General features: G+C 73.9%; 9 protein-coding genes and 1 pseudogene. 1 reads left to right on the top strand and 9 read right to left on the bottom strand.

Annotation, left to right across the window (positions count from 1 at the left end; translation table 11 throughout):
• Both NWP09_RS08665 and leuE read right to left on the bottom strand, forming a co-directional pair.
• Nucleotides 1–374 (bottom strand): annotated as a pseudogene (locus NWP09_RS08665) (hypothetical protein); the annotation flags it as partial.
• Between the two features lie 204 nt (nucleotides 375–578).
• Nucleotides 579–1,262, bottom strand: coding sequence for a leucine efflux protein LeuE (leuE, locus tag NWP09_RS08660; protein ID WP_258275120.1), 684 nt, complete (start codon nucleotides 1,260–1,262; stop codon nucleotides 579–581).
• A gap of 39 nt (nucleotides 1,263–1,301) precedes the next feature.
• On the opposite strand from leuE, the gene NWP09_RS08655 reads away from it, so the two are divergent.
• The gene (locus NWP09_RS08655; RefSeq protein ID WP_258275119.1) at nucleotides 1,302–1,919 is read left to right on the top strand and encodes a vitamin K epoxide reductase family protein; all 618 of its coding nucleotides are present in this window, start codon (nucleotides 1,302–1,304) and stop codon (nucleotides 1,917–1,919) included.
• Between the two features lie 22 nt (nucleotides 1,920–1,941).
• Here NWP09_RS08655 and ndk read toward each other — a convergent pair whose 3' ends face one another.
• The 7 genes from ndk to NWP09_RS08620 all read right to left on the bottom strand — a co-directional run bounded on the left by ndk (nucleotide 1,942) and on the right by NWP09_RS08620 (nucleotide 10,513).
• On the bottom strand, nucleotides 1,942–2,352 hold the full coding sequence (gene ndk / locus NWP09_RS08650) for a nucleoside-diphosphate kinase (RefSeq protein ID WP_258275118.1): 411 nt from the start codon (nucleotides 2,350–2,352) through the stop codon (nucleotides 1,942–1,944).
• A 51-nt stretch (nucleotides 2,353–2,403) separates the two neighbouring features.
• Nucleotides 2,404–2,799, bottom strand: coding sequence for a DUF4233 domain-containing protein (locus tag NWP09_RS08645; protein WP_258275117.1), 396 nt, complete (start codon nucleotides 2,797–2,799; stop codon nucleotides 2,404–2,406).
• Complete coding sequence (locus NWP09_RS08640) at nucleotides 2,796–4,241, bottom strand: folylpolyglutamate synthase/dihydrofolate synthase family protein (protein WP_258275116.1); 1,446 nt, start codon at nucleotides 4,239–4,241, stop codon at nucleotides 2,796–2,798. Before NWP09_RS08640 ends, NWP09_RS08645 begins: the two co-directional genes overlap by 4 nt.
• The gene (gene ileS, locus NWP09_RS08635; protein ID WP_258275115.1) at nucleotides 4,238–7,531 is read right to left on the bottom strand and encodes an isoleucine--tRNA ligase; all 3,294 of its coding nucleotides are present in this window, start codon (nucleotides 7,529–7,531) and stop codon (nucleotides 4,238–4,240) included. Before ileS ends, NWP09_RS08640 begins: the two co-directional genes overlap by 4 nt.
• 248 nt (nucleotides 7,532–7,779) lie before the next feature.
• Nucleotides 7,780–8,616, bottom strand: a complete 837-nt coding sequence (locus NWP09_RS08630) for a hypothetical protein (protein ID WP_258275114.1) — start codon at nucleotides 8,614–8,616, stop codon at nucleotides 7,780–7,782.
• The gene (locus NWP09_RS08625; RefSeq protein WP_258275113.1) at nucleotides 8,613–9,302 is read right to left on the bottom strand and encodes a response regulator transcription factor; all 690 of its coding nucleotides are present in this window, start codon (nucleotides 9,300–9,302) and stop codon (nucleotides 8,613–8,615) included. The genes NWP09_RS08630 and NWP09_RS08625 overlap by 4 nt, the downstream gene beginning before the upstream one ends.
• Nucleotides 9,290–10,513, bottom strand: coding sequence for a sensor histidine kinase (locus NWP09_RS08620; protein WP_258275112.1), 1,224 nt, complete (start codon nucleotides 10,511–10,513; stop codon nucleotides 9,290–9,292). The genes NWP09_RS08625 and NWP09_RS08620 overlap by 13 nt, the downstream gene beginning before the upstream one ends.
• Nucleotides 10,514–10,674 lie beyond the last annotated feature (161 nt).

Genomic DNA, 10,674 nt, shown 5'->3' with positions numbered 1-10,674 from the left:
GCGGCGGATGCGTCGGCGCGCGTCGCGTCGCCGGCCGCGGTCGCGCCCGGGTCGGCGAGGCCCGGCTCGTGGCCCGGCTCCTGCTCTGCGGCAGCGGGCTCGTGCGCGTCGCCGGGTGCAGCATCGGCCGGGGCCGCCTCGACTGGCGTCCCGGCGGCCGGGGCCGCCTCGTGCGCCTGGTCGGCCGCGGCATCCGCCGTCGCCGCCGGCGCTGCTGCGGCTGCCTTCCGGCGGGTCGTGGCGCGCTTGCGCTTGGGCTTCTCGGTCGGCTGCTCGCCGCTAGGCGTCTCGCCGCCGCTCGCGGCCTCTGCGGCCTCCGGCTGCTCGGGAGCCGTCGTCGGCTCTTCGGGGAGGGTCGTGTCGTTGTCCACCATCGCTGGCGCGCTCCTGCCGCAACCGGCGCCGCCGGTCGCAATCTCTGTCGCATCCGGGGCGCGCCCCGGCGCGAAATCCTTCCTGCCGCTCCCTCGCGGGAGCTGCCCGGGTCGGCGGTGCCGCCCGGAAAACCTGTGCGAGCGCCCGTCGGACGCTGCGGGAAGTCTACCCTACGCGCTCCGGGCGGCCGCTGCGGCGACCCGTCACGGCAGCACGACCCGCACCGCGAGCACGATGAATCCCAGTGCGGCGACGAGCGTGCCGATGATCGCGAGCCACCCGTGCGGGTGCACGCGGCGGCCGATGCGGGCGCCGACGAGCACGAGCGTCGTGAGGTAGAGGCCCGAGAGCCCCTCGAGGATGAGCATGAGCACGAGCACGTCGCCGAGCGGCGTCGGGGACGCGGGATCGATGAACTGCAGGAAGAACGAGGCGAGGAACAGGATCGCCTTGGGGTTCAGCAGGCTCGTCACGAGCGCGGTGCGGAACGGGCGCAGCCGGGGCTGGGCGATGATCGGGTTGGGTGCGGTCGGGGGGCTGATGGGGCTCTCGGTCGGCTGAGGCTCGGGCGCGCGACGCAGCTTGGCCCGCACTCGGGCGATGGCGCTGCGGACGAGGCCGAGCGCGAGCCAGCCGAGGTAGAGCGCGCCCGCCCACATGAGCACCGTGTACACGACGGGGTTCGCCGAGAGCGCCTGCGCCGAGAGCACGGCGAGCACCATGAGGATCGCGTCGCCGAGGAAGACGCCGAGCATCGCGCGGAACCCGGGCCCCCTGCCGCCGCGCAGCGCCATCGTCGCGACGTAGAGGCTGTTGGCGCCGGGGAGCAGCACGATGACGACCGCTCCCAAGGTGAATGCTGTGAGTGTCGCGGCATCGAAGCTCATCGCTCCCCCAGCCTGAGAGGATGCTGTGCAGGAGGCACCATGTCTGATTCTCGTCCAGCCCACATCGCCGCGCCCGTCTGGCTCGGCGTGCTGCTCATCGTCACGGGGCTCGCGGGCCTGCTGGGCGCCTTCTCGCTCTCGGTCGAGCGCGTCGAGCTGCTGCTGAACCCGCAGGAGTCGCTCGGCTGCGACCTCAACCCGTTCCTGACGTGCTCGGGCGCGATGGAGTCGGAGCAGGGCAGGATCTTCGGCTTCCCGAACCCCTTCATCGGGCTCATGGCGTTCCCGGCTCCGATCATCATGGGGGCGCTGACGCTCGGTCGCGTCGCGATGCCGCGGTGGGTGTGGACGGTCTTCTCGATCGGCGTGCTCGGCGGGCTCGTGCTCGTGCTGTGGCTCGCGCAGCAGTCGATCTTCGTGCTGGGCTTCGTGTGCCCGTGGTGCTTCCTCGTGTGGATGGCGATGTACGCGATGGCGTTCCCGCTGTGGACCTGGGCGTTCGGCGCGGGGGCGCTGCCGGCGCCGGCGGGCCTGCGCCGCACCGCCGCGCGCTTCTCGTCGTGGGGCTGGGTGCTCTCGCTCGCGCTCGCGGTGATCGTCGTCGTGACGATCATGGTGCAGCTGCCGGGCATCCCCCGCTTCCTGTTCTCCTTCTAGGAGCGGGCGCGGGGGCCCTCCGTCAGTCGAACCAGAGCGCGAGCTCGCGCGCGGCCGACTCCTCGGAGTCGGAGCCGTGCACGAGGTTCTGCTGCACCTTGAGCCCCCAGTCGCGGCCGAGGTCGCCGCGGATCGTGCCGGGCGCGGCGGCCGTCGGGTCGGTCGTGCCGGCGAGCGAGCGGAAGCCCTCGATCACGCGGTCGCCCTCGAGGCGGATCGCGACCGACGGGCCCGAGAGCATGAACTCGACGAGCGGCTCGAAGAAGGGCTTCCCGCGGTGCTCGTCGTAGTGCTGCTCGAGCCGGTCGCGGTCGGGCTGCACGAGCCGCAGGTCGGCGATGCGGTACCCCTTGGCCTCGATGCGGGCGAGGATCGCTCCGGTCAGCTGCCGCTGGACGCCGTCGGGCTTGATGAGGACGAGGGTGCTCTGCATGCGTGCCAGCCTATCGAGCCGCTCGCCGCCCCTCCGCGCCCGGCGCCGGGGCTAGGGGGCGCCGGGGGCGCCGCGCGGGTCGAGCCCTGCGGCGCGCCGCTGCCGCTCGATGCCGCGCGCCTTGACGAAGCAGAAGACCCACAGCCCGACGAGCACGAGCGCGACGAAGCCCCACAGCGGCTCGAACACCGCGAGCGCGGCGACCGCGGCCTGGAGCCCGAGGCTCACGACCCAGCCCCAGGGGCGCGCCAGGAGCGGCATGGTGGCGATCAGCAGCACGCCGACGATCGTGAACGCGACGGGCGCGGGCCAGTCGCGCGTCACGCCCCACGCGGCGAGCCCGCCGAACACGAGCCCCGCGACCTCGAGGCCGTGGACGATGCGCAGGAGCGCCTCCATCGCGCCGCGCGCGGGCCGGGGCCTCCGCGGCGTCGCCTGCTCGCTCATCGCTGCTCCTCCTCGTCGGTGACCTCGATCGTCGCCGCCTGCCGGCGCGCGTCGGCGCGCACGAGCCAGCCGGCCTCGCGCGCGTGGCCGAGCACGTCGCCGAGCAGCGTGATCGAGCCGGTCACGACGACCGCGCCGCCGCGGTCCGTCGCCGCCTCGCGCGCGGTCTCGACCGCGGTCTCGAGGTCGGGCTCCACGACGACCCGATCGGCGCCGAGCACCGCGACCGCGTCCGCGGCGAGCGCGTCGGCGTCGAGCGCGCGCTCCGACGTCGACTGGGTGATGATCGCCTCGTCGATCACGGGCTCGAGCTCTGCGAGCACGCCCCGAGCGTCCTTGCCGGCGAGCACCCCGAGCACGAGCGTCACGCGCTCGAGGCCGAAGAACTCGCCGAGCGCCGCCTTGAGCGCCGCCGCGCCGTGCGGGTTGTGGGCGGCGTCGAGGATGACGAGCGGATGCGCGCCCACGGCGTCGAGGCGGCCGGGCGAGGTCGCCGCGGCGAGGCCGTCGGCGAGCACCTCGGCGGTCATCGCGTGCGAGCCGCCGCCGAGGAACGCCTCGACGGCGACGAGCGCGAGCGCCGCGTTCGCGCCCTGGTGCGCGCCCATGAGCGGGACGAGCTGATCGATGTACTCGGCCGCGAGGCCGCGCACGGTGATGAGCTGCCCGCCGACGGCGACGGCCTGCGACGCGAGGGCGAAGTCGCGCCCCTCGACGAGCAGGCGCGCGCCGACCTCAGCCGAGCGCGCCTCGAGCACCGCGAGCGCCGACGGCTCCTGCGCGGCGGAGACGACGATCGCGTCGGGCTTGATGATGCCCGCCTTCTCGCGCGCGATCGCCTCGACGGTCGAGCCGAGCCGGTTGGTGTGGTCGAGCGCGATCGGCGTGATGACCGCGACGTCGCCGTCGGCGACGTTCGTCGAGTCCCACGTGCCGCCCATGCCGACCTCGAGCACCGCGACGTCCACCGGCGCATCCGCGAGCACCGAGAGCGCGAGCACCGTGAACGCCTCGAAGAACGTGAGCCGGCGCTCCCCCGCCGCCTCGAGCTCGGCGTCGACGAGCTCGAGCACCGGCGCGACGTCGTCGTAGCCGGCGGCGAACGCCTCGTCGGAGACGGGCTCGCCGTCGATCATGATGCGCTCGTTGACGCGCTCGAGGTGCGGGCTCGTCAAGAGGCCCGTGCGCAGCCCGTGCGCGCGCAGCAGGGCATCGGCGATGCGGGCGGTCGAGCCCTTGCCGTTCGTGCCGGTGATGTGGATCACGCGGTACGAGCGCTGCGGGTCGCCGAGCAGCTCGACGGCGCGCCGGGTCGCCGCGATGCGCGGCTCGACGGCCTGCTCCCCCGCGCGCGCGAGCAGCGCCTCGTACGCGGCCTGTGCCGCCTCGCGGTGCTCGAGCGACTCGAGGATGCGGTCGTCGACCTCGTCGTGCTCGCTCACGCGCCCACCTCCACGCGGCCGGCGTCGACCCGCTCGATCGCGATCGCGAGCGGCGAGCCGTCGCCCACGCGGTGCGCGGAGCGCGCGTCGGCGAGCTCGCCCATCGTGTCGTCGACGCGGTCGAGCGCGAGCTCGACCGCGAGCGTCTCGGCCATCACGAGCTCCCGGTTCGCCTCGAGCGCCCGCACGCCGTGCTCGTCGGAGCCGAGCTGCAGGCGGATGCGGTCCGACACGTCGAGCCCCGCCTCCTTGCGCGCCTGCTGCACCGCCCGCACGACGTCGCGCGCGAGCCCCTCGGCCTCGAGCTCGGGCGTCGTCGCGGTGTCGAGCACGACGAACCCGCCGCCCGGCAGGAAGCCGACCGCCGCGGTCTCGTCGGCGACCTCGAGCGCGAGCTCGAACTCGCCCGGCTCGAGCGCGATGCCGCCGGCGGTCACGGCGTCGCCGTCGACCGACCAGTCGCCCGCGCGCGCGGCCTGGATCGCGCGCTGCACGTCCTTCCCGAGCCGCGGCCCGGCGGCGCGCGCGTTGACCTGCAGGCGGCGCGAGATGCCGTAGCGCTCGAGCGAGCCCTCGTCCGCCGCCTCGAGCACGACCTGGCGGACGTTGAGCTCGTCCTGCAGCACCGCGCGGAACGGCGCCACGTCGACGTCGCCGACGACCGTGAGGCTCGGCAGCGGCAGCCGCACGCGCTTCCGCGCGTGCTTCCGCAGCGCGTTCCCGACGCTCGCGATCGCGCGCACGGCATCCATCTGCCGCACGAGCTCCTCGTCGGCGGGCAGCTCCGCGGCGTCGGGCCAGTCGGTGAGGTGCACCGAGCGGCCGCCCGTGAGCCCCTTCCAGACCTCCTCCGTCACGAGCGGCGAGAGCGGCGCGGCGATGCGCGTGAGCGTCTCGAGCACCGTCCAGAGCGTGTCGAACGCCTCGGATCCCGAGCCGTCGGCGGCCACGCCCTCCCAGAAGCGGTCACGCGAGCGGCGCACGTACCAGTTCGTGAGCACGTCGAGGAACTCCCGCACCGCCCAGGTCGCACCCGTGGCGTCGAGCCGCTCGAGCGCATCCGTCGCCGTCTCGACCGTCTTCCGCAGCTTCGCGAGGATGTAGCGGTCGAGCACGTCGGCGGATGCGGTGGACCGCTGCGCGAGGTACGGCGCGCCATCGGCGGCGCGGTTCGCGTAGGTCGCGAAGAAGTACCACGTCGACCACAGCGGCAGGTGGAACTGGCGCAGCGCCTCGCGGATGCCCTCCTCCGAGACGACGAAGTTGCCGCCGCGGAGGATCGAGCCCTGCAGCAGGTTCCAGCGCACCGCATCCGACCCGTACGCGTCGAACGACTCGTTCACGTCGGGGTAGTTGCGGCGCGACTTCGACGCCTTGAAGCCGTCGTCGCCGAGGATGATGCCGTGGCTGATGACGTTCTCGAACGCCGGCCGCCCGAAGAGCGCGACCGAGAGCACGTGCATGACGTAGAACCAGCCGCGCGTCTGCCCGATGTACTCGACGATGTAGTCGGCGGGGCTGTGCTCGGCGAACCACTCCTCGTTCTCGAACGGGTAGTGGAACTGCGCGAACGGCATCGAGCCGGAGTCGAACCACACGTCGAGCACGTCGGGGATGCGCCGCATCGTCGAGCGGCCGGTCGGGTCGTCGGGGTTCGGGCGCGTGAGCTCGTCGATCGCCGGCCGGTGCAGGTCGGTCGGGCGCACGCCGAAGTCGCGCTCGAGCTCGTCGAGCGAGCCGTACACGTCGACGCGCGGGTGGTTCGGGTCGTCGCTCTTCCAGACCGGGATGGGGCTGCCCCAGTAGCGGTTGCGGCTGATCGACCAGTCGCGCGCGCCCTCGAGCCACTTGCCGAACTGGCCGTGCTTCACGTTCTCGGGCACCCACGTGATCTGCTCGTTCGCGGCGAGCAGGTCGTCCTTGAACTCGGTCACGCGCACGAACCAGCTCGAGACCGCCTTGTAGATGAGCGGGTTGCGGCAGCGCCAGCAGTGCGGGTACGAGTGCACGTACGAGGCCTGGCGCAGCACGCGGCCGGCGTCCTTCAGCAGCTTCGAGAGCGGCTTGTTCGCCTCGAACACCTGCTGGCCCGCGACCGGCGGGACGCTCTCGAGGAACCGGCCGCCGTCGTCGACCGACAGGATGGTGGGGATGCCCGCGGCGGTCGCGACGCGCTGGTCGTCCTCGCCGTACGCGGGCGCCTGGTGCACGATGCCCGTGCCCTCGCCGGTCGCGACGTAGTCGTCGGCGAGCACGCGGAAGGCGCGCTCGGTGCCCCACACGGCCGCGTCGGTGTAGAAGTCGAACAGCGGCTCGTACTCGAGCCCCGCGAGCTCGGCGCCCGGGAGCGTGCGCTCGACGGCGGCGAGCGCCTCCTCGGCGGAGTCGTAGCCGAGGTCCTTGAAGTAGCCGGGCACCGTCGCGGTGGCGAGCAGGAACGGGCCCTCGCCCGCGCTCGTGCCGCTCGGGCCGGCGGGCACGACCGAGTACTCGACCTCGGGGCCGACCGCGAGCGCGAGGTTCGTCGGGAGGGTCCACGGCGTCGTCGTCCACGCGAGCGCCGACACGCCCGACAGGCCCGCCGCATCCGCCGCCTCGCCGCGCAGCGGGAACGTGACCGTGAGCGTCGTGTCCTGGCGCTCCTGGTAGACGTCGTCGTCCATGCGGAGCTCGTGGTTCGACAGCGGCGTCTCGTCGCGCCAGCAGTACGGCAGCACGCGGTAGCCCTCGTAGGCGAGGCCCTTGTCGTGCAGGGTCTTGAAGGCCCAGATGACGCTCTCCATGTAGGAGAGGTCGAGCGTCTTGTAGCCGCCCTCGAAGTCGACCCAGCGCGCCTGGCGGGTGACGTAGTCCTCCCACTCGTCGACGTACTGCAGCACCGACTCGCGCGCCTTCGCGTTGAAGACGTCGACGCCCATCGCCTCGATCTCCGACTTCTCGGTGATGCCGAGCTGCTTCATGGCCTCGAGCTCGGCGGGCAGGCCGTGGGTGTCCCAGCCGAACACGCGCGGCACCTGCTTGCCGCGCATGGTGTGGAAGCGCGGGAAGACGTCCTTCGCGTAGCCGGTGAGGAGGTGGCCGTAGTGCGGCAGGCCGTTCGCGAACGGCGGGCCGTCGTAGAAGACCCACTCGGGGCAGCCCTCGCGCTGCTCGACCGACGCCCGGAAGGTGTCGTCGCCCTTCCAGAAGGCGAGGATGCCGCGCTCGAGCGCGGGCAGGTCGGGGCTCGCCACGACGTCGGCGCCCTGGTCGGCGCCGCTCGCGAGCGGGTAGCGGGGCTGGTCGTTCACGCTGGTCTCCTGCATCCTGTGTGCTCTCGGATGCGGGGACGCTCTCGCGCGGTACCACCCCGCTTGCCGATCCGCCCTACGGGGATCGGCCGCTCGTCGCCTTGCGGCCCTGGGCCCGTCGCCGTGCCCGCGGCTGTCACGGGCCTGCCCCGTCCGGATCTACTGAGCGCCTGCGCCCCTCTCGGTGCGCTCCGCCGTTCTCCCGACCGCTCCCCGGTGATGGCCGGATCGATGCGTGTGGGGCGATCCTACCGCGACTCGCCCCGCAGCGTCACGCTCCCCGCGCTCACCTCGACCGCGATGGTCGACGCCGCGCGACGGTCGTCGGTCACGTCGATCTCGGCGCTGCCGGCCGACACGTCCTCGGTCACCGCGTACTCGCCGTCGGGGATGGCGAGCTCGATCGCGCCCGCGCTCACCTGCGCGTCGATCGAGTCGGGCTGGTCGCCGGTGAGCGCGCCCACCACGCGGCCGGCGCTCACGTCGAGCACGACGGCGCGGGGCGAGTCGACCGCGAGTCGGGCCTCGCCGGCCGAGATGCGCACGTCGAGCTCGTCGGCGGTGCCGCCGAGGTCGGCGCTGCCCGCGCTCAGCTGCAGCTCGGCGCGGCCCCAGTCCGCGCTCGCGGCGAAGCTGCCGGCGGAGATGTCGGTGACGAGGGCGAGCCCGCTGCGCTCGAGCGCCTCCGGCAGCGTGAGCGTGACCTGCTCGTCGCCGAAGCCGCGGTCGCCGAAGCGGAAGATGCCGGCGCCGAAGCCGTCCCAGCGCCAGCCGGTCTCGACGACGAGGGCGTCGCCCGAGCGCTCGAGGCGCCACTGCTGCACGGGGCCGCCGGTCGACGACGCCACGAGCGTCGCCTCGTCGACGTCCGCGAAGACGACGTCGAAGTCGGCCGCGGAGCTCGTCACCCGCAGCTCGCGGGCGCCGTCGGCGTCCGCGCTCCACGTCTGGTCGGTCGCGCCGTGCGCGGCGACGCCGTCGACGACGCCGCCGCCGATCGCGAACACGCCCGCGATCGCGCCGAGCACGACGAGCACGATGCTGATCGCGCGGCCGGCCGCGCGGATGGGGGTGGGGGTGGTCATCGGATGCCTCCGGTCGCGTCGGGTGCGCTGCGCGGGTCGGTGCGCGGCGCGTCGAGGTGGGCGAGCACGGCGAGCACGCGACGGTTGCCGTCGTCCGGCTCGAGCTCGAGCTTCTGGAAGACCGCGGAGATGTGCTTCTCGACACTGCCCGCGGAGATGTAGAGGCGGTCGGCGATCGCCTGGTTCGACGACCCCTCGGCCATGAGGGCGAGCACCTGGCGCTCGCGGGGCGTGAGCCGCTCCATGCGGGTGTCGCGCCGGCGGCGCGCGAGCAGCTGGCTGACGACCTCCGGGTCGAGCACCGTGCCGCCCGCGGCGACCTGCTCGATCGCCCGCAGGAAGTCGCCGATGTCGGCGACCCGGTCCTTCAGCAGGTAGCCGAAGCCCGCGGGGCCGCTCGCGATGAGGTCGGCCGCGTAGCGCTCCTCGACGTACTGCGACAGCACGAGCACCCGCGGGCGGTCGCCGCGGCTGCGGATCCCGATCGCGGCGAGGATGCCCTCGTTCGTGCGCGTCGGCGGCATCCGCACGTCGAGGATGGCGAGGTCGGGGTCGGTGCACTGCACCGCGGCCTCGAGGGCCGTGGCGTCGGGCAGCTGCGCGACGACGTCGTGGCCGGCGTCGGTGAGCAGCCGCGCGATGCCCTCGCGGAGGAGGACGGAGTCCTCGCAGATCAGGATGCGCACGGGACGTCCACCTCGATCGCGGTCGGGCCCCCGGCGGGGCTGGAGAGGGTCAGGGTGCCGCCGACGCCGGCGACGCGGCTCGCGAGGCCGTCGATGCCGCCGCCGGGCTGGCGCACCGCGCCGCCGACGCCGTCGTCCTCGACGCGCGCCCACAGGGACTGCTCGCGGGTGCGGATGGCGACGCGGATGCGGCTGGCCCGCGCGTGCTTCTGCGCGTTCGTGATGCCCTCGGCGATCGCGAAGTACACGGCGGTCTCGCTCTCGCGCGAGCAGCGGCGGTCGAGCCGGGCGTCGACCTCGACGGGGATGGCGCTGCGCGCCGCGAGCGCCGACACCGCGGCGTCGAGGCCCCGGTCGTCGAGCACGGCCACGTGGATGCCGCGCGCGACCTGGCGCAGCTCGGTCACGGCGTTCTTCGACGACGCGTGCGCCTCGTCGATGAGCCGCTTCGCGCCCTCGGGGTCGCTCTCGATGCGGTCGCGGGCCATGCCGAGCTGCATCGCGATGGACACGAGGCGCGGCTGCACGCCGTCGTGGAGGTCGCGCTCGATGCGCGTCCGGTCGTAGTCGGCGGCCTGGGCGACGCCCTCGCGCCGCTCGCGCTCCTGGCGCGCCTGCGCCTCGAGCTGCTCGCGCTCGTCGGGGACGAGCAGGCCGAGCGTGACGTTGCGGTGGGCGATCGCGAGCCCGACGGTGCCGGCGATGCCGGCGGCGAGGGCGAGGAGGCCCAGCAGCGGCGACCACTCGACCGGCACCGCGATCGAGGTGAGCGGGATGCGCACGCGCTCCGCGTCGCCGAGCACCGCGAGCGCGAGCGGGATGCCGAGGCCCACGAGGGGCAGGAGCATGAGCGCGAACGCCCCGAACAGGCTCGCGAGCGCGAAGCTCAGGATCGCGCGCCAGTGGTGGCCGTCGGCCGCGATGCGGACGAGGCGGTGCCAGGGCCGCAGCCAGTCGGTGCGGTGCGAGCCGCGGAGCACCGCGCGAGGGATCGGCGCGCCGTAGAGCGCGGCGACCCGCTCGCGCTCGAACCAGGCGACGCCGAACATCCCGAGCAGCGCGAGCGCGATGAGCAGCACGCCGATCACCACGATCAGGAGCCCCGTCCCGACCGCGGCGAGGGTGACGATCGCACCGAGGATGGGGAGGCCGATCGAGCCGAGCACGACGAGGTGCGCGATCGTCGCGAGGAGGGTGCCGAAGCGTTGCATGGCTCCACGCTAGGCCGCGCCGTCGCGCTCGAGGATGCGGTTGGGCCTACGCGTGGCGGGGGCTATCCCCCACCGGCGGACCGGGCCCCCACAGGCTCCCGCAGTACCCTCGCGGCATGATCGACTCGCGCGTCCGCACCACCGCCGCGGCCCTCTCGGCC

This window comes from Agrococcus sp. HG114, assembly GCF_024723325.1.
Classification (GTDB): Bacteria; Actinomycetota; Actinomycetes; order Actinomycetales; family Microbacteriaceae; genus Agrococcus.
This window is presented reverse-complemented; position numbering and strand designations above follow the sequence as displayed.

Excerpts from the sequence above, each read along its gene's own strand:
- leuE (WP_258275120.1), bottom strand. The coding sequence starts at position 1,262 with ATGAGCTTCGATGCCGCGACACTCACAGCATTCACCTTGGGAGCGGTC.
- NWP09_RS08655 (WP_258275119.1), top strand. The coding sequence starts at position 1,302 with ATGTCTGATTCTCGTCCAGCCCACATCGCCGCGCCCGTCTGGCTCGGC.
- ndk (WP_258275118.1), bottom strand. The coding sequence starts at position 2,352 with ATGCAGAGCACCCTCGTCCTCATCAAGCCCGACGGCGTCCAGCGGCAG.
- NWP09_RS08645 (WP_258275117.1), bottom strand. The coding sequence starts at position 2,799 with ATGAGCGAGCAGGCGACGCCGCGGAGGCCCCGGCCCGCGCGCGGCGCG.
- NWP09_RS08630 (WP_258275114.1), bottom strand. The coding sequence starts at position 8,616 with ATGACCACCCCCACCCCCATCCGCGCGGCCGGCCGCGCGATCAGCATC.
- NWP09_RS08620 (WP_258275112.1), bottom strand. The coding sequence starts at position 10,513 with ATGCAACGCTTCGGCACCCTCCTCGCGACGATCGCGCACCTCGTCGTG.